This window comes from Pelatocladus sp., assembly GCF_059505505.1.
The window spans coordinates 22349-42629 of record NZ_JCACKS010000100.1; the positions used below are offsets into that span (position 1 = coordinate 22349).

The window sequence follows — 20281 nt, forward strand, 5'->3', positions numbered from 1 at the left end:
CAGATATCTAAATTTAACATCACCTTCCATTAGCTAGAGGCAAAAGAATTGTGAGCTTTCTAGGATCAGTGAATACATTCATCACTGAACTACTAATACCAATTTTCTGTGAAGCTGCACATTATTTTAACCCCTCCCAACCTCTGTCCCCCCTCTTGGCAAGCAGAGACAGGGTGGTTTCATACAAGCAGAGAAAAATTAAAATCTTCTTTTAAAGCCTCTCCCCTTATTAAGGGGAGAGGTTTGGAGAGGGGTAAAAATCTATGCTTCAAAACGAGAAATACAGACTTCCATATTTTTCTTTTTTTGTATGAAACCACCCTGCCCTCTTGGCAAGCAGAGGGGGGTTGCCGCAGGCGATGGGGTTCTTTATATGCGTCTTCATAAAGAAATGGTATAACCACTTTGTTACGCAGTACGTTCATAAAATAGATATGAAGATTCCACCAGAAATTACTTATCGCAACGTAGAAAAAACAAATGCCATTGATGCTCTAATTAATGAAAAAATAACCAAGCTGGAACAAGTTTGCAACTACCTGAGTAGCTGCCATATTGTAATTGAAAAAGTTCACGATCGCCCGCGTTCTGGCTCACCGCATCGAGTGCGAATTGATATGACAATACCCCCTGGTCATGAACTTGTGGCAGAAAGTAATCCACCGGATGTTAACCAATATCCACCTTTAGAGGCGGTAATCCGAGATGCTTTTCAAGCGGCTATTCGCCAGCTACGAGACTTGACTGAACAACAGCGTGAAAGTGACAAAGCCAAAACTAACGATAGCGCCGAACAGACAACTGCACTTGTCACTAAGCTATTTTCACAACAGGGTTATGGCTTTATTAAAACCTTAGATGGTGAGGAAGTCTACTTTCACCGTAACAGCGTACTTCATGATGAGTTTGATCGCTTAGAAATTGGTACAGGTGTGCATTGCTTTGTAGAACTTGGTGAAGAAGGGCCTCAAGCCAGTACGGTAAAGATTGTTGATAAACCTGGTGTTAGTGCTGGTAAAGCAGGACAGACGATTGTTGAACCGCCATTGGGATGGCAGCAGTAATAAATTTAACAACAAATTAAACTAAAACACCATAAATCCCGGCGCTGAACAGGAAGTATTTAGCGTCGGGATTTATGATTTAAAGTTTAAAAACGCATTTCTTATTCAAATCATCCGAAAAACTAAAAACCTAATTTGTAGATGAGAGTAATCAAACATCAGGAGCCATTGTGAACAGTATTACTCACAAACAAAGCAAATCTTTGTCTTTTGCGTTAGGGATCGCTTGTGGTGCAGCTTCATTAGTCGGCGGAACATTAGGTATATCTTCATCTGCTAATGCTGCTCAACCAACATTATTTTCATGTAGTGCGAAGAATGTCATTGTTGAGGTTAAACGTTTAAACAATGGCACGCTTCGTTATGAAGCTTATAATATTCCTACTAATCTTAAACGCCCGGATCTCGTAATGAATAATGGTACAATTCGGCGTGGTCAGAATGGAGAAACTTTGTACAGCTTTAGAAATAATGTTTTCCAATATGTTGCGGTTAAGGATAGTGGTTACGGTAAAGTATTAGTTTATAAAAATGCTAAACTCATTGGCACAAATTATTGTGGAGACCTTTAAGAGTTGTGGAATTTAGCAATTTAATTTAATAGACAAAGGAAGGGAGACAAGGAGGAGATATTTCATAGTCCTTGATCCAAATAATTAGTACTTCCTTTAGTTATTTGATGTTTGGATGTCTGTATTTTCCAGCCATTCTCTTATATATTCCATACCTTTTTCTAGAGTTATTTTTGGCTGATATCCTAGCTGGGTTTGTGCTTTTTTGATCGAATAAGCATGAGGACTGGTGGAAAAGTCTACAGCTGCTGGTAAAATAACAGGCTTTAAACCCAAAATTCTCATTCTTAACAACTCCAATAAAATCAAAAACTTAACAATTGGTGCTGGTAGAGAAAAGGGTGCTGGTACATTTCCAACTTCAGCTAAACGCGTGTAGTATTCTTTCCAAGAAGTTTCCTGTCCATCAGAAAGATTGAAAGCTTCTCCATACGCTTCTTTTTCGATAGCAAGGAAAATTCCATCAATTAAATTATCTATATATAAATGGTTCATAACTCCCCTTCCCGCATCAGGTATGACAAATCTTTTTTGGCGCATCAGCGAAAGGGGACGAACAACCCAAGGATTACTCCTTGGACCATAAACAGCCGTCGGTCTAATAATAATTACACCAAAATTTGGTGGTGCATTTAGTTTTAAGATTTCTTGTTCACTTTCTATTTTTGTCAAAGAGTAAGGATTATTTTCGCTACGGAATGGGCCTTCTTCTGTAACTTGATTAGGATAGATAAAGCCGTATACTATGACGCTTGAGAGATGAACAAAAATCTTGACTCCAGCATTCATAGCTGCTTTGGCGATGTTGAGAGTACCACCAACATTGACATTACGAAACTCCTCTAGAGATCCCCCTTCTTTGACGAGGGCGGCTGTGTGTAGCACAATGTCTACTCCTTGACAAGCTTCTTGTACTACAATTGGATCGCAGATACAACCAACAAACACTTTTGCGCCTAGACTCTGGGCTATTTTAGCGTTATTGGGATCATTTTCTATTCCTCGAACATACATTCCTTGTGCGATCGCTAATTCGGTAGTGCGTAAGCCAATAAATCCACCTATTCCTGTGATCAGGATGGTTTTATTTTTAAGGTTCATAAGCTTCTTATTTAGCTAAACACAAAAAGCCGCTTAAGCGGTCTGGAAAAATTAAGTTATACCTGATGTGGTTAACTATAGCGGTTCTCATTTGAATCAAATACACCGCCATGAACAATTTAGAGACGTTACATGTAACGTCTGGGCGCAGCGTATTGCACACAACCGAGAAGCGCTATATGACAAAATTATTGTTGGGAAATCGACCACAGATGCACACAGATAAACACGATAGACACCGATAGATTATCCGTATGCATTTGTAGATATAGTTCTAAACTACATTTAGGAAACCATTTTGCAGCAAGTAGGTAGAGTAGGTCATAAACAGTTGTGTATCCATCGCTGGACAAACAATACCACTACCAGCTAGTGCATTTAGTGTTGCTTCACAATTAATGATTGGTCTTCTACTTTGCAGGTACAAATCGGGAATAGTGATTTGTTCTTCTGACCAACGTTCTAATAAGAAAGGTCTGAGGGTATATAAAGGATTCTCTGCTGAAGAGATATCATTAATTAATTTTGTTTGCCATTCTTGATAAGGAATTGGTTGAATAGCAAAACCAAGAGAATCCATCCATGCAAGTAAATCAGAGAAAGGAACAGGTGCAGGATGCTGTAAGTGAAATGCTTTTCCTAAAGATGCTTCTTGTTTTGAGAGATAAACAATAGATTTGCTGACATAATCAACAGGTGATGCATCCAACCGATAATCTACATCAGGGAAGTATCCCATCTGGATACAACCTTTAATTACCAAGTTGATAAAATCATCTGTATTACAAACACCTGTTTGGCTATCTCCTGCAATTAAAGGTGGTCTGTGGATAGTTACAGGAAGTCCGCGATCGTGAGCAATTGTGACTAGTTTTTCTGCTACCCATTTTGTTTGTGAGTAACCCAGAAAAATACCTTGCCAATGCTCAAAGCTATCGTCTTCTTTGACAATTTTACCAGCATAGAATGGTGATTCAAATACAGCCACACTAGAAACATAATGTACTGGCTTGACTTTAAAAAGACACGCCAAACGTAATACTTCTTGTGTACCTAAAACATTTGGTGTTTTGAGTGCAGAATAAGGATAAACATAATTGAGTGTTGCAGCACTATGATAAATACTATCAAGATTAGCAGCTAACATTTCAAAGGCTTCTTTGCTAATTCCTAATAGCGGCTGAGATAAATCACCAATTACTGGTATAATTCGAGGACGGAATATTTCATTCCAAAGTCCATAACTTTGCAAGTTTTTCGTGAGTTTTTGCTTACCTGCTTCTGGATGAGCAGCACGTACTAAACAATAAATATCAGCATTGGTTTGCTGTAGCAATTCGTAGATTAAAAAAGCTCCTAAAAATCCTGTTCCACCTGTAATAAACACATTATTTGGTTCACTTGTGAACACAAAAGAACCAGATGCAGGATGAATATTAGGATCAAGAACAACTTCAGCACTTAAATCCAAAACAGGAGCGACATTTTTAACTGCAACAGTTTCTTGTATATCTGATGCTAATTCTTGTGATTCTTCGGCTAAACGTTGAGAAAGTAAAGCAATAGTTGGGTAATGCCATAATAATGTCGGAGCTATTTTAAATCCGAGCATTTTTTCGGCTTTTGTGACAATTAACATCGCCTGAGTAGAATCCAAACCATAAGTATCTAATGGTTGTTCGGTATCAACTTGCTCTGCTTCTACTTGGAGAGTTTCGGCAAGATTAGATAACAACCAAGCTTGAATTTCTGCTGCTGATAAAGATTTTTTTGTTGTCATCATATTTAGACTTCCAATGTAGAATTCACAGGTATGTACTGGCTGTAGTAATTTGGAATTTGCAGCCCTTGAGTTTTCAAACTTTGAATTCGGTATAAATAGGTAGAACCGATCATTAGATGATTAGCAACATCCACGACGCGGCGATGATTTGGATCTGCTAGATAAGAACCACGTACCCAGTCATTAAAGCTACCTATTGCTGGGCCACACCAAATTTGATAATCAACTTCTCGACCTTTTTCTCCAGCATGAGACCAGCGAGAAGATAATCCTAAATACCAACGGAAAATTAGCGCCATTTTCAATTTAGGATTATTCACAGCTTTCCCCAATTTCTCTGGATTTTTCTGGGATAAATAAGAAGCTGTTTCTTCCCAAACTTGAGCAAGTGGCTTACGAAAAACTTGTTTTTCTAGTTTCTCTCTTTCTTGAGTCGGAATCTCATCAATTGAGTTATAATTTCTGTATATTTCATATAACTTTTGAGCGCGGAGAGGAAACATTGTACCGCGTTTGAGAACTTGCAGTTTTACCCCCATTTCAAACATATCTGCGGCTGGGGCCATCATCACATCAGCCATATCTGCTTGTGCTAACAATTGTTTGGTATGCTGACAACTTCCTGCTTCAATACATGATTGGTTAATTGAACCTGTCACCACATATGCAGCACCCATCATAAAAGCAGCTAAAGCAGATTGTGGTGTAGCAATTCCACCTGCAATTCCGACTCGGATAGGTTTTTCATATTTATATTGTGCCTGAATTTCATCCCGCAAAGACACAATCGAAGGTAGCAAGCAAACCAGTGGACGATTATCAGTATGACCACCAGAATCTGCTTCTGCTGTAATATCATCAGCAAGGGGAATTTTAGCTGCTAAATTTGCTTGTAATTCACTAATTAATCCTTGTGTAACCAATTCTTGCAGCATTTTTTGCGGCGCTGGTTGCATAAATTTAGTTGCAACTTCACGGCGGGAAATTTTAGCAATGATTTTGTTTTTTATTTCAATTTCATTAGCTGAATTGACACCCAATCCTGCGGCACGGTAATAAACTATGTTGGGAGTAATATCTAAAAAAGCCGAAGCTTCTATAGTTCTTACGCCATAATTGAGATATAAATCTACAGCACCGCGTTCTAGTGCAGGCTCATTAGGACTATGAATTAAATTAAAAGCGTAAGGCCCATTGGGTAAGGCGTATTGGATGCGGTTAATAGCTATTTCCAAGCGATTTGGCGGTAAACCACCTGCACCAAAGGAAGCCAAAATTCCCTCTTTTCCTAAAGCAATGATCATTTCTTCTGAGGCGATTCCACCAGCCATTGCACCAGTGGTATAGGCATATTTCACACCATGAAAAGCGAGAAAATTGGGGTCTCCTAATTGTTGTAATCTGATCGGTGGAATCACCATCAACAGTTCAATTTGTCCTGTTTTCCCATTATCAAGCGGAGACAAATAACCGTCGTTGGTGACACCAATTTTATTGTCAAGTTTAACGATATAACAAGGTTGATCTAATGCCAGGAGTTTTTCTTTGATTGTAGTAGGATCAAAAGCTACGCAATCTAAGGAACCTTTCCATACTTGATTAAAGTTGTAAGGAGAACCATAAAATTCAAGACCATTTTCTAGTACCACATCTATTGTTTTCACCGTAGTGATTCCTCAAGATAATTATTAGGAGTTGATTTATATTGCAATCCTAGTTGAAAGTATTTTTGAATTAATCGCAGAGTACGCAGAGGAACGAGGAGAGAAGGAGTTGTTATATGGCTTACGCATTCTCCTATTCCTCTGTCTGTCTTCTCTGCGGTTTTTTACTCACTCAGTAAATTTTCAACACAAGCGATTTGTAATTGAATCAGTTCGCTGATTTGCTGGCTAAATTCCTGACGAGATTGTAAGAAAGCGTCATGGGTTTTATGAACTTGGAAATTATTGGTGTTTAGTTGTTGGTAATGAGATTGATTGAGGAGGGTAATGGGTTGGATAATGATCTCAGGATTTGCTGTTGACTCAACAAATTGTACTTCTGCTTTTGGCTCTAAGCTGTTATCCATGATATTTTGTAGCGGCATTTTTTCCGGTTGAGTCGCAGGAGGATTGATGGGTTGAGGTTTTTTGGTAGTTATGGAGATGTTGCGGAAGAGTTGTTTGTTTTCTTCTGTTAAAATTTTGTCAGTTATGCTTTGTCCACCCAGGGTGACTTTTTTGAGTGTGAGTTTGGATTTTTTACTAGTTTCTGTTATCTGGGTGTAGAGTGGTAACAGGTCAACAGAAACTTGATGGCTGACGAGTTTTGCTAAAGCTCTGACAATACCAGAATGATCGTCTAAACCTCTGCGATTCAGGGATATGGTAATGTGTTGTTTGCTGTCGAGAATTTTATCTATCCAGCGTGAACAAATATTACCTGCACCAGTTTCGATAAAGATTCTCGCGCCATCATCATAGACTCGGTTGACTAGGCGGGGAAAATCTAGTTGTTGGGATAAACCTGTGGCGATACTGTTGGCGATCACACTACTTTCTATTCTCACTGGACCATACTCAGCAGCAGAGTAGAGGGTAACATCTGGTAGGTTTTTCTGGATGGGTAGGGTGTTGACTCTGGCGATTTCACTATACTCGGAACCCATCGCCTCACAATGGATCACGTGATCGAAGGGGGCGCGGAAAGCGTTACAGCCTAATATTTGAATGATTCTTTCACAAGCTGCTGGTTGACCGGCGATGACAACTTCTTCTGGTGTGTTGATTTGGGTTAAGAAGACGCGCTTCTCATATTTGAGGTATTCTCTGACTTGCGATGGGGTTGTCATGAGAACATAGTTAGCCCAGAAATTATTATCCTGAGTTGGTGGTAATTGCCAATACTGGCGAACGGCTGTTTTTGCACCAGATAATCTGTCGGCGAATAGGGATGAGTCGTGGAGAGCGCGGATTCCTTGGGTGAAGTTATCCCAGACACCCGTTGCAGACATCATACTGGTTTCACCCAAGCTGTAACCAAAGACAAATTCGGGTTTGACTTGGAATTGATCGCGAATGATTTGGGTGATGAATCTGGTAAACAGCATGTCTACATCGAAAATGGCTAGAGGATCATCGAGAAATTGCTGTTCTTTGGTTTCAAGTTGGCGAGATGAAAGTTTATTTAAGCTTCGGGGAAAGACGATGGGGGAGATATCGGCGACAAGGTTTTGTAGTTCTTTAATGGCGATGTCGTCGAGGATATTCGGGAATAGACGGAACAGATTACGCCCAATACCTAGATAAGAGTTGACTGCTGCTGGATAGACATAAGCAATTCCCCCACGTTTACCCAATGGTTTGGCTGTGAAGTAACTACCTAGTGGTGTTTGCCAATCTTGTTGTTTGGTAAAGGCGTTATCTATACCTTTTCTGGCGGCTGCAATTTCTCTGGTGAGTTCGTTTTGGTTGTGTGCCAGAATTACTAGGATGTAGTTTGCACTTAAATCTAGTTTATAGTTGGCAAAAGCTAAATTAGCAGCGTTGGCGAGAGAAGTACCGTTGCTGACGGTGTTTTCCAGGGCGTCAAGTTGGGTAAGTAAATCTGTGCGATCGCGTCCAGTGATTGGGAATAAATAAAAGGGTGTTTGCTGCAAAAATTTGCTGCTGCGTTCTTGTTGTTCTGGTTCTTCTGATAAGATGGCATGAGCATAACTGCCATCTATTCCTATACTATTGATAGCAGCAATTCTTTTTGTCGCTTGTTTGTCGAGAAACCAAGGTCTTGATTCTGTTGCAACGTAGAAGGGAGTGTGGGGAGAATTCACTCCCGCTTGTACCTGATCTTTAACTCCACTCCAATTTGGTGTACCTGGAATATATCTATAGTAAAGACACAAAGCAGTCTTGATTAAACTAGCAATTCCTGATGCAGTGTATGTATGACCAATATTAGCTTTAACACTGCCAATTGCATAGTTTAAATCATTTGCACTTCCTGGATAAGCCCTAAGTAAACCTGTGATTTCGGCTTCGTCTTCTTGTTTATTACCACTACCGTAAACTTCTAAATAGTTAACGTCAGATGGTTTGATACCCGCCATTAACAAAGCTTGTTGGCTAACTTGGTGAACGGCTTGAGAATTACTCTCACCCAGACGATCTTGCACAAAACTGATTGCATCAACGGCTGCGTAAATGCGATCGCGCTCTTTTTTGGCAGTTTCATGCAGTTTTAAAACTACTGCACCTGCACCTTCTCCAACCATCCAGCCATTGACTTTTTGATCATAACTGAGGGTATTTGCACCAGAATTAATTGCTGTTCTTTGATTACGCAATAATACATTTTCCATCCCACCAGCTAAATCAATTGCACCCACAAGTACAGCATCTGCTTCCCCGGTTATGAGTAAATGTTGGGCAACTTCCAAAACTTTGAAAGTGGAATTTTCACCCGCCGTTATGGTAAATGCAGGCGCTGTGAAATCCCACAGCGAAGAAATGCGACTCGCCATAATATTGGCGATGTAACTTACATATTCGCTGCTTTCAACGGGATGGTGAATACCATCTTTAACAATAGTTTCTAACTGCTTAACTTTATCGGTTGGTAGAGAAATTTCTCCGGCAATTAAACCTTCTTTAATCTGCCAATCTAAATTCCATCTTTGCTGTAAATGATGTGCAGAAAATTCTGTTTCTGCGGCAATTATTACTGATACATTTGCACCTTCTTTAATGCCTGCATCTTTTAAGGCACGTTCGGCAACTTTCAATAATAATAATTGTTGTTGATTGAGTTTTTCTAGTTCGTTCGGTGGAATTTTGCTGGAAACTGTATCGATTTCAAAATCTGTAATGTACGCGCCTAATGGTGGTTTACCGTCAGCTAAACCGTATTTTTTCAGTAACTCTGCTTGGTTTTCTATTCCGTACCATCTCTGGGGTGGTAGAGGAATAAAATGTTGTTTACCTTCGTAAATACTGCGTTCAAAAGCATCTAAACCATCGCAGCCACCAAAAAAGGCATCCATGCCGATAATAGCGAGTTTAGCGGGGTGCAGAGATTTTTCTGGTGTGACTGATTCTGTTGTATTTCCTTCTTCCAAAATCATATGGGCATTAGTTCCACCCAAACCAAACGCACTGATAGCAGCGCGTTTTATCGGTTGATTTTCCGGCCAATTGCTGGTGTTGGTAACAATGCGTTGCGGTGAGACAACATTGTTGTCTGTACCCATCGGTTCTGTAATATTGATTGTGCCTGGAATTACGCCATTAGACATGCTCATCAGCACTTTCATTAAGCTAACGCTGCCAGCAGCTGTCAGCAAGTGACCAACGTTAGATTTTACAGAACCGAGTAAAGGTGTGGCTTGATATTTACCAAAGAATGATTCTATAGATTGAAATTCGGTAGTATCGCCTAACAATGTGCCAGTCGCATGGCATTCCATGTAATCTATATTGTTAGGATTGATTTGTGCTTCTTGGTAGGCGCGTTCAAAAGCCAAGGTTTGTCCTTTGGAATTGGGGCTGAGTAAGTGTTTACCCCGACCATCATTAGAAAGACCGTTACCCGTAATGGTAGCATAAATGCGATCGCCATCTCTAACAGCATCACTATATCGCTTCAGCACCACCATCCCCACACCTTCCGCAGTCAGCATCCCCCGCGATAATTTATCTAAGGGACGGCTGATATCATCGTTTTCGGGATATCCTTGAATACCAGAAAACAACATTCTAATAAATAGCGGATCTGCACAGCTGATACCACCTGCTAACATCAAATCAGCTTTATTTGTCCACAGATAATGCGATGCTAACTTGATAGAATATTGTGGTGATGAACAAGCAGCATCTAAACAAAAGTGAATATTTGATAATGAGAAAGCTTGGGCGATGATTGCTGCTGGTAAGCCTGAGATCATCGCATTGTAAAATGAGGCTTGAGCAGATGAATTTAAAGTAGCTAAATCGAAGTCTTGCTGTTGTAATAGTTCTCTGATCGCTGGTGTAAGAATTTGTTGATAAATTGGTGCGAATAATTGATTAGATGCTTTGGTAGGGAGAGAGAGTGTACCTAATATGACTCCGCATTGAGAGAGAATAGATTCTTGATTTAGATAACCGCTATGTTGTAAAGCTTGTTTGGCAACAAGCAGTGACCATTTAAAGGTATTATCTAGTTTTTCTAGTAATTCGGCTGGTAGTTTATAGCCTGTAGGATCAAATTGAAAATCACGGATGAATCCACCTTTGAGTGAGTAGATTTTATCTGCTTTTCCTTTACTTGGTTCGTAAAATGTTTGGGGATTGACTCCGATTTCTTGGGAGGTGAGAGATGATGTCGAATCTTTTTTTTTAATCAGGTCTTGCCAAAATTCTTCTGGATTTTTGGCATTGGGAAATAGGCATGAAAATCCAATAATTGCTATTTTTTCCACGGGGGAACTCCTAAGTCTTAATGCTTTAAACGCAGAGTGTTACAGAGGGTATGCAGGGTTTTTATGAGTGAATATTTAATATCAAGTTCGGCTAATTGCTTACAATAAACTGCTAGGCTGTTGGTCATTTATTTTTCCCATTACCAATTACCAATTACCAGCCTATGCGACAGTATAAGTAATAAAAGCAAACATGATATAATTGGTGTTTAGGATTTTGGCTGCATTAATTTTGCTGGGAAAATTATACCTTTACCTCCGAGAAGTTGGGAGTAAATTTTTCCTTGTTTGTCGTGTACGAAGAAGTCAGCAATAACACCTGTTTGGGTTTTACTTTTGACTTCACAGGAGACGTAGAAAGATTGGTTATAAGGAGTTTTGGCAAATTGTTCGTATTTTTCTTGTTGTCCTGGTAAGCAAATTTCTTGATGGTAATGGTTTAGCCAAATCCACAAAGGATGGGTGCTTAGATCGGTTGTGAATCCATTGATCCAATATGCTGGAAATTGTCCTTGTTTGGTTTTGTCGATTTCTTGCCAACAACATTCGACGGTTATTTTTTCGGAGTTAATATTTATGATTCTTCTAAGTTGTTGAAATGCTGGACCATGAAATAATGCTGATTCTCCTGTTTGATAAAAGTCTTTACCTGTGGTGGTAATGATATTATCTTCTGTGAGGTTCAGTTTCTCATAAATAGGGGCTGGCGGAATATCACGCAGGAGTTTAACTTGTGTGCTGAAATGATATATGGTTTTACCTTCGGGATTTTTACTCCAGATTTTGCACAATATATTTACTTCGTGATTATCAATATTTTTGGATGTTTCTTGTAAGTCGAGAATGTATTCATCAGCTAGGGTTTCATTAAAGGTGATTCCTTTAAAAATACGGAAATCTGTGCTACTGAATGCTTTATAGCCTGGATATAATTTTTCACAGACATCAGACATCCATGAAACTGCACAGGTAGCTGGTAAAACCGGATTCCCAGCGATGACATGATCCTGTAAAAAGGGATTTGCTGCAAGTGTCAGTTTGCGACGGATACGATAGGTGTGGAGTTCAGTATCTAAAGGCGCAGCTGGTGTAGGCATGGGGCTACCAATCACAACTTGTGTGGTATTGTGATTAGCATTATGCAGTTCTCTAACTAACATTTGTGTCCCAGCTTCTATTGGGATAATATCAATACCCCGACGCGCAAATTCTTTTTTCAATTGTGGTGTCACCATCCCACTATCCCAACCTCCCCAGTTAATTGCAACAACGTGAGATTGGGGATATTGTTGTTTGAATAAATGGGCTGATTTGTTAAGAATTTCGTTAGCGATCGCATAATCAGATTGTCCGATGTTACCGTAAAAACCAGTTACGGAAGAAAACAAAACTAAATGCTCAATCTGATTGGGTTTGACACAAGCTAAAATATTTTCTAGTCCTTGAACTTTGGCTGTATAAACTTTTTCAAAGTCTTGTTCGGTTTTCTTTTCGATTAATTTATCGGCTAAATTACCAGCACCGTGAATGATACCTGTAATTTCACCTATGCGTTCAACAGTCGCTGTAAGTTTTTGATTTAAAGCTGAAGTATCGGTGACATCTACACTAATATATTCAGCTTGTCCACCTGCTTGTTGAATTGCTGCTAATGTTTCTTGAATTTCTCGACTCGATGCTAGTTGATTATATAATTTCTGCACACTCATGGGTGTGGGCTTCTCTCCAGTGGAAAGAAGATATTCCATGATGCGTTTTTTTAATGTTGCTTCATCAAAACAATTTTGAGCAAAATCAGGTTCTGTTTCTAAAACTTCCGAACGTCCCAGCAAAATAAATTTACAAGGATGCTGCTGTGCTAATCTAATTGTACACTTAGCCGTAATTCCTTTAGCCCCACCACTAACCAAAAAAACAGATGTAGGGCGAATCTGAGTTGCTGTAATCATAATTTATCCTCTCGCAGAGACTAACTAACTACAAAATATGAATGATTAGTAAAATTTGCTTCTTAACTACTCACCAATAAACAAACTAGTAATACTGCTCAAGCATCTGTTTGTATCGGTTTTATAAAAAAATCGAAATACTAGTAGTTATAATTAACTGGATTACGTTGATTTGTAGGAGATTTTTGAGGCGGATTTTTGAAAGCGATCGCCATTATTAAAAACATCACCATCATGACAGCAATTATTATTGGTAAAGGAACAAAACTGTTTTCTTGAGATTCTGAATTAGAACTTGCACTTAATTTATTCCTAGTAGAGGAACTAGAACCTGAGCTTGATTTACTAGTAGAACTAGAACTAGATTTAATATTAGAAGATGAACTCAAATTAGAATTAGGATCAACTAATCGAATATCACCAAGGTCTTTTTGTTTTGGTGATAATTTTATTGAAGAGTTATAATTTTTGTAGCCATTGGCTTGAATAGATAATTGTGCCTGCAAATAATTGCTGTTATTAAAGTTAATTTTTAGTCGATATATCCCTTCCAAATCTGTGTAGGTAATCACTGAATTACCTGCATATGTTAGTAAAACTTTCGCCCTACTAATGGGGGCTTGTTTTTTTTGGTCAACAACGCGACCGAGAAAAGTAATTGTTTGATGCTTGGACATATCTTCTGTCGCATATGAGAAATGGAAGTAGATTTTGAAGATGGGGAGACAAGGGAGAAATGATCTCAAACTTTCTCCCTTCTATGTCTTTATGTCCCTGTTTCCTATTTATCAAGTACGCTAACCAAGGTTACTCTTCCTTGTGAACCATAGGCTACTTCAGTAAGATAACGATTGGGGTCGTGAAGTTCAGCAAATATGTGTTGTGCTGAAGTTTCGGCGTTAAGATCAGGACTAAGGTCTATTGCCCGACAATATACTTTTGGCCATTCCCAAATCATGGTTTTGGTTAATCCAAATAAACCTGCACCGATCGCCCCAAAGTTGATTTTGTGTTCAACTCCAAAAGCCCCATCTAGACGTGCTACGGTACAGAAACAACTGCGTCCGTAACTGGCTGCTGCATTGAGGGATTTTTTCAGGTGTTTCGCCATGAAGAAGACTTGCTTAATCATCGCTTTTTCTTCTGGGAAATAAGCAATCTTATCGTTGTGGGTAGCCTGAAAGACTGGGTGAATGTGAATAAATGCGCCAACGTTACCGTAATTAGTGGCGATCGCTGCTAGTTGCTGTTGTAGATGTTCCTCTGTTGAGTCTTGTAAAATAACACGATTCACACCTGCTGGTAAGGGCGATTTTTCGGGAACTAGGGACGGAGGTAAGTTTAAAATTACTACTTTCCATCCCCGTTGGCTGAGTAATTCTGCAACTTTGGTAGTAGTCAGGGAACCATCGTCGGTAATTAAGGCGATGTGTCCCTCTGGTATGGGAAATTCCCAAAAGTCGGGAGGTGGGAGAATTTGCAGCTTGGCTGGACGACGTTGGACGTTGGGTACTAACTCATCTGGCTGGTTAACAGGTTCATGTTGCTGCTTTTTTTTTTCAGCTCCAGCTAGTTTCTGGAGGTACTCAACTATTTGACCGATGGTGCGTAGTTCTGCTAATTCTTCCACATTACTCGGTTTTGGTAGGTCGGGGTACTGTTCTTGTAACGCCCCCATAATTTCTACCCGTTTAATCGAGTCAATCCCCAAGTCTGCTTCCATATCCATGTCGAGTTCTAGCATTTCGACTGGATAACCTGTTTTTTCGCTAGTAATATTTAACAGGGTTTCAGCTAAGTTACTTAAGTCAATCTCTATTGCGGGAGTCGCTGTTTCAGTAACACTGATGATTGGTTCGGCGACTGCAACACTTGTGCGAACTGCGAAAGAGTCATTACTGAATTCAGGTACAGCTTCTGAAGACACTTCTGAAGACGCGGAGAGAGGGAGATGCGGTGACTCTTCAGAAGACTCGGTGAGCGGAAGACGCAAAGACGCGGAGAGTATTTCACCTGTATTCTCCGTGTCCCCCTTCTCCTCTACCAACGCGGGGGTAAAAACTAACGATTGTAGATACTGGACGATTTGACCAATGGTACGTAGTTCCGCCAGTTCTTCTACATTACTTGGCTTGGGTAAGTCGGGGTATTTTTCTTGCAATGCACCCATGATTTCTACTCGTTTGATCGAGTCAATCCCTAAGTCTGCTTCCATGTCCATATCGAGTTCTAACATCTCGATGGGATAACCAGTTTTTTCACTGGTAATGGCTAGCAGGGTTTGATCTAACTCAGATAAATCAATAGTTGGTGCTGATGTTGCTGGTGGTAGTGGTTCTTGAGTAATTACTGGTTGCGGTGGTGCGCTGATGGTCGGAGGAATTTCTGGTTTTACGGTTGTTGTACCGTTTGGAATTACAGTTTCAGTTACAGCTTGGGGCTTACTTTCTGATATCTTGACACTAGCTGGAACTGAACTTTCTTCTTTAACAGCAGGAGTTTGAGTTTCTTGGATTTTAGTAACGGGGGGAACAGGAATTTCTACTTTAGCAGGTACACTTACCTGAGCAGAAATTACTGGTTGAGTAGTTCCACCCTCGCTGATGAGTTGAGAGTATTCTTGCTGAACGAGTTGGAAGAAGTTTTTGGTGTATTCTATCTGATCTTTGAGATATTGTTGATGAATGCGTAGGGTTTCACCTTGTTGGGCGTGAAACTGCATCATGCTACGGTCTAAGCTTTCAATGATGCTTGGTTTTAGCTGGGCTGCATCTGGTGAATGTTTACCGTTAGCAAGCAGAGAATTCTGCTGCTGCATGAGTTGGAAAAAGGTTTTGGCATATTCTATCTGATGGTTCAGATAGTGGGAATGAACTTGTAAATTCTCGCCTTGATTTTGTTGAAATTGTGTCAGGACGTACTCTAAGCTTTCTAAAACTCTTTGGTAATTTACAAGTTTATCTGGGATTTCTGGCATTTTTGACTCCAGAACTGACTTAGGTGAGAGGGGGGAAGTGTGGGGAGTGTGAGAGGTGGAGATTAGAGATTGGGAATTACTGTTGCTTTTTACCCCTTCTGTTTTAACCTTTTGAACTGTGTCTTGTAGCAAGTGGGGTTGTTTGCTGTGTCCGTTAGTACCGTTAGTACCCTTAGTACCGTTAGTTTGTGGCAATGCGATCGCACTTGTGGGAGCAAAATTAGAATTATGTGGCAATTTCACTGTTTGCCCATTCTGCAATGCTTGCTCAAATGCCATTTTCGTTTTGTCTGATACGTAGTTACTACCGCATAATTTCACGTTCAAACCTTTGTTTTTCGGCGCTTCGGCAATTACTGGCGGTAGTTGGTAAGGGTCGAGGTTTTTCAGAGACATACCTGCAACCCGCAGTTGTACGGCGGCTTCGCGGACAGAACGATCGCTATTCTTTTGGGCGCTGGGGTTGAGTGCGATCGCCATATGGGGGCGATCGCCTAAGATATCTTTAATTAAGTTGGTAAGAATATTTCTCGGCCCAAATTCTACGAAGCAGTAACCCCCAGCAGCATAAATATTTTCGATTTCCTGCTTGAATAGTACAGAGTTAGAAAGGTGGGTTTCGAGGGTTTTTTGAATGACTGCTGGTTCTTGGGGATATTCCTTACCTGTGACGTTGGTGAAAACAGGGATTTGGGGAATTTGGAAGTTGGCATTTTTGATTGCGATCGCAAAGGATTTTTGAGCAAAAGCAATTAGCGGTGTGTGGAAAGCTGCGGATACTGGTAAAGAAACGGCTGCATATCCTTGTTTTTGCAGTGCATCCTTGACTTGGGTGATCGCGTTGGTCGGGCCTGCTAATACGACTTGGCGGGGTGAATTGAAGTTGGCGATCGCTACCTGGGGATAATTCCTGATTACAGCTTCTACCTTACTCAGGTCTTCTTTGACCGCCAGCATCGCTCCTGTATCATAATTGGGATCTTGGGGCGCTGCCATTGCCTGTCCTCGTGCTTTCACAAGCAAGCAATAATCTGCATCACTCAACACTCCCGCCGCCCACAATGCTGTTAGTTCACCAAAACTGTGTCCGGCGATAAAATCTGCCTTAAATCCAGATTTTTGCAGGATTTTATACATCCCTGCGCTCAACATCCCAATTGCTGGTTGAGCATATTGTGTCCTTTGTAATGCTGCAACTTGAGCATTCTTTTCAGTCTCTTCAAATACGGGATGGGGAAAAACTATCTCAGATAGTGGCTGCAAGTTATCTTTGCATAACAAGCTATCCATGTAGCCATACAGATTCCGCATTTCCGGGAAATTCATGACTAATTCCCGACCCATATTCAAGTATTGCGAACCCTGCCCTGAAAATAAAGCTACTACCTTTCCGGCTAATTCCATACCAGAAGCACGGTAGTAAACACCTTGGGGATGTTCCCAGGATGTCGCAGTGGGTTTGTTTTTCAGCAAGTCGATACAAATTTGCAGTAACTTGCAAGCTTCAGCGCTATTCTCAGCGACAAAACCAACCCTAGCAGCACTCTGGGGAATTTCTTTGATTTTGCAAGCTTCGAGCAATTCTATATAATTCTTATTACCTGTCTCAGACTGCAATTGAACTAAAGTTTCCTGACAGCTGCTTAATAACTCCGCCGGAGTTTGAGCAAACAGGACTACTTCACTAGGTGCAGTGTGCAAGCGGTAAGCTTGGTTGTGTTCGCCTTCGTATTCTTCCAGAACGACATGGTAATTTGTACCACCAAAGCCAAAGGAACTGACACCCGCGCGTCTTGGCGCTTCTCCTTGTGAGCGAATCCAGGGTCTTGTTTCTGTATTTAAATAGAAGGGAGAATTCTTGATCTGAAGTTTGGGGTTGGGTTCAGTGACGTTTATTGTAGCTGGTAGGATCTTGTGATGGAGTGCCAAAACAGTTTTGATCAAACTCGCCGCACCAGCCGCCGCTTTTGTATGTCCGATCTGGGATTTGACTGTACCAAGGGCGATGTGATGTCTTTTAGAGCTATGTTCTCCGAAAAATTCTCGTAAAGATCCGAATTCGGTTGGATCACCCGCCATAGTCCCTGTACCGTGGGCTTCAATCAGGGAAACAGTTTCGGGTGTAAAGCCTGCATCTTCGTAGGCGCGGCGCAATGCTTGTACCTGTCCGGCTTGGCGAGGGGCGTAAATACTTTTATAACGTCCATCGCTGGATGTACCGATACCCTTGATGACTGCATAGATTTTATCGTTGTCTCGAACCGCATCTTCTAAGCGTTTGAGAACAACCATACCGATACCTTCACCCAACATCATGCCATCAGACTGGGTATCGAAGGGTCTAACGACGCCGCTAGGAGTTACCGCCGGTGTTTTGCTAAAACTGATATAAGCTGTGATCGAGTTGTCAGTGTCAACGCCACCAGTCAGCATCATGTCACAACGATGCTCGACTAATTCACTAACTGCCATTTTCAAGGCTGCGAAGGAACTAGCACAAGCAGCGTCAACTGTACAATTTATTCCGCCTAAATTCAAACGGTTAGCAATCCGTCCAGAGATGACGTTCGCTAACATTCCGGGGAAGGCGTTTTCATCCCACTTGACATAAGCGCTTTTGATTTTCTCAATGATTTTTTGGGTATCTTCATCAGATAAGCCGCTACTTTTGAGGGCTTTTTCCCAAATTGGATATTGCAAACGCGAAGCCAGGGGAATCCCTAATTTTAGGGCTGCTGATCCTAAGATGACACCGACAGTCTCGCGACTAAATTCCCGGTTTTCGCTGTAACCAGCATCTTCCATCGCCTGTTTGGCAATTAGCAAACCCAACAGTTGTGAGACATCTGTAACTTCTAAAATATTTGGTGGAATCCCAAAATCCATGGGGTTAAAATCAATATGAGGTAGAAATCCGCCTTTTTTGCAATAAGTTTTGTCTTGTGGTGTTCTGGGGTTTGGATCGTAGTAATCTTCCACACTCCAATGGGTGGGTGGAATGTCGGTTATACAGTCAAGTTTATTAACAATATTTTGCCAATATTCCCGCAAGTTTTTCGCTTGGGGGAATAAAGAAGCCATACCAATAATAGCAATAGGATTATGCTGCAATTTTCTGTTTATTTTTTCGATTCCCATAGACTTATCCGACATCCTTTTTTTGACCTCAAGAAACCTCACCACTGCCTTTTCACAATTGTTTATCTGTTCTTCCAATTGCGCTAAGGCAATCTCAATTGAATGAGCAGACATAGAAAATGATTAATTTTGGTAATGTGGATGATATAACTGCTACAGTTTCTGTAGCGAATTAATGCAGCAGTTATCTTATGCACAAGGGCTAAATACTTGTATTGACATCAGCACCTAATAGGCAAATGTCACCCTGGCAATTTTGGATTTTGGATTTTGGATTAATAGTTTTTGGAACTTCAATTCTAAAACCGCAAATCGCAAATCTCAAATCGGTTCACTCGATGAAAATAATTTTGCTTGTGTCTGTTACAATTAGATCAAAAATATTACACAACGCTTGACTCATGAGATTGTGGTAATAAGTCGATGACGTTGTTGTAACTAGTAAAGTAGTCTTGCAGTGCGTTAGCTGCCTGACCCGTAAACTCTATCCATTCGTAATTATGGAGATTGGGGGAGATGCTTTCACACTGGAATATTGAAAACTTAGGAGTAACTAACAGAACAGAAACGCTTTTTACTTCTGAGCCAGTTTGATTATCTAGCTTAACTGCGGCAATGTAGCTGGTGTTAAGAATAACATTCTGAATCTTGATAAATGCCATAGCAGTTTCGACTTCCAAGATAATATATTCTATGAATTATGTCAAACAATGTTTGACAAATTCGCTACCGAAAAATATCTCCTTTCATTTGAATTCATAAGCAATTAGAAAAATAATTGAACTAACTAGAAGGTAGAAAGCTAAAGGTGCTTTTTGATTGAATTCCAATAGTTAGCATTTTACGTTTAATACTGTTCGCTTACTGAATCATTAATGATGGCATAGGGACTTTTTTTAGTGCGTAGTTATGTACTCTCAATTAATTATTCACTAACTAATAAGCCTTGTTGCCTAAAAGAACGACAATTAATACCAAGATTAGCATAGCCAGCATTAACTGGATTGTTCGTAGGAGGCAATTTTAGAAAAAATATAATTACAAACTTGAACAATTATTAAAAAGTAGCATTTCTTACTATTACCTCAAGTGAAAAAGTAGAAAAGGGAACTCTTAACTGAGAATAGGAAGTGTACTAACTTTTCTCCAAATCAAATAGCAATCCTATATTTCGTAATTATATTAATAAATACTCTCAATCAATTATTAATTTTGGAATTAAATTAACAATGTCATCAAAAAAATTGTGCAATAAGTAAAC

Annotated in this window: 10 protein-coding genes; 2 read left to right on the plus strand and 8 right to left on the minus strand. The window is 40.1% G+C overall.

Features of this window, described 5'->3' with window-relative positions; all coding sequences use genetic code 11:
- The first annotated feature begins 434 nt into the window (after positions 1-434).
- Together AC5JMK_RS08840 and AC5JMK_RS08845 are read left to right on the plus strand one after the other, a co-directional pair.
- Complete coding sequence (locus AC5JMK_RS08840) at positions 435-1064, plus strand: HPF/RaiA family ribosome-associated protein (RefSeq protein WP_096676950.1); 630 nt, start codon at positions 435-437, stop codon at positions 1062-1064.
- Between the two features lie 170 nt (positions 1065-1234).
- Positions 1235-1636 carry a hypothetical protein gene (locus AC5JMK_RS08845; RefSeq protein ID WP_096676951.1) on the plus strand — a complete coding sequence of 134 codons (402 nt, stop codon included), beginning with the start codon at positions 1235-1237 and terminating at the stop codon, positions 1634-1636.
- A gap of 96 nt (positions 1637-1732) precedes the next feature.
- On the opposite strand, the gene AC5JMK_RS08850 is transcribed toward AC5JMK_RS08845, so the two are convergent.
- The 8 genes from AC5JMK_RS08850 to AC5JMK_RS08885 form a co-directional block, all read right to left on the minus strand.
- Positions 1733-2737, minus strand: coding sequence for an NAD-dependent epimerase/dehydratase family protein (locus AC5JMK_RS08850; protein ID WP_096676952.1), 1005 nt, complete (start codon positions 2735-2737; stop codon positions 1733-1735).
- 274 nt (positions 2738-3011) lie between these two features.
- Positions 3012-4517, minus strand: a complete 1506-nt coding sequence (locus AC5JMK_RS08855) for a thioester reductase domain-containing protein (RefSeq protein WP_096679107.1) — start codon at positions 4515-4517, stop codon at positions 3012-3014.
- 5 nt (positions 4518-4522) lie between these two features.
- On the minus strand, positions 4523-6184 hold the full coding sequence (locus AC5JMK_RS08860) for a PfaD family polyunsaturated fatty acid/polyketide biosynthesis protein (protein ID WP_096676953.1): 1662 nt from the start codon (positions 6182-6184) through the stop codon (positions 4523-4525).
- A gap of 164 nt (positions 6185-6348) precedes the next feature.
- A complete protein-coding gene (locus AC5JMK_RS08865) occupies positions 6349-10956 on the minus strand; it encodes a PfaB family protein (protein ID WP_495909904.1) in 4608 nt (1535 codons plus the stop codon).
- Between the two features lie 209 nt (positions 10957-11165).
- Complete coding sequence (locus tag AC5JMK_RS08870; protein WP_096676955.1) at positions 11166-12905, minus strand: SDR family NAD(P)-dependent oxidoreductase; 1740 nt, start codon at positions 12903-12905, stop codon at positions 11166-11168.
- 140 nt (positions 12906-13045) lie between these two features.
- Positions 13046-13582 carry a peptidase associated/transthyretin-like domain-containing protein gene (locus tag AC5JMK_RS08875; RefSeq protein ID WP_096676956.1) on the minus strand — a complete coding sequence of 179 codons (537 nt, stop codon included), beginning with the start codon at positions 13580-13582 and terminating at the stop codon, positions 13046-13048.
- A gap of 104 nt (positions 13583-13686) precedes the next feature.
- Positions 13687-19134 carry a beta-ketoacyl synthase N-terminal-like domain-containing protein gene (locus AC5JMK_RS08880; RefSeq protein WP_495909905.1) on the minus strand — a complete coding sequence of 1816 codons (5448 nt, stop codon included), beginning with the start codon at positions 19132-19134 and terminating at the stop codon, positions 13687-13689.
- A 269-nt stretch (positions 19135-19403) separates the two neighbouring features.
- Positions 19404-19682 (minus strand): hypothetical protein, encoded by a 279-nt coding sequence (locus tag AC5JMK_RS08885; RefSeq protein ID WP_096676958.1) that lies wholly within the window; start codon positions 19680-19682, stop codon positions 19404-19406.
- Positions 19683-20281: the final 599 nt, after the last annotated feature.

Bases quoted from the DNA above. Each gene is read 5' to 3' on its own strand.
- AC5JMK_RS08855 (WP_096679107.1), bottom strand. From the start codon at position 4,517: ATGACAACAAAAAAATCTTTATCAGCAGCAGAAATTCAAGCTTGGTTG.
- AC5JMK_RS08885 (WP_096676958.1), bottom strand. From the start codon at position 19,682: ATGGCATTTATCAAGATTCAGAATGTTATTCTTAACACCAGCTACATT.
- AC5JMK_RS08880 (WP_495909905.1), bottom strand. From the start codon at position 19,134: ATGTCTGCTCATTCAATTGAGATTGCCTTAGCGCAATTGGAAGAACAG.
- AC5JMK_RS08840 (WP_096676950.1), top strand. From the start codon at position 435: ATGAAGATTCCACCAGAAATTACTTATCGCAACGTAGAAAAAACAAAT.
- AC5JMK_RS08870 (WP_096676955.1), bottom strand. From the start codon at position 12,905: ATGATTACAGCAACTCAGATTCGCCCTACATCTGTTTTTTTGGTTAGT.
- AC5JMK_RS08875 (WP_096676956.1), bottom strand. From the start codon at position 13,582: ATGTCCAAGCATCAAACAATTACTTTTCTCGGTCGCGTTGTTGACCAA.
- AC5JMK_RS08850 (WP_096676952.1), bottom strand. From the start codon at position 2,737: ATGAACCTTAAAAATAAAACCATCCTGATCACAGGAATAGGTGGATTT.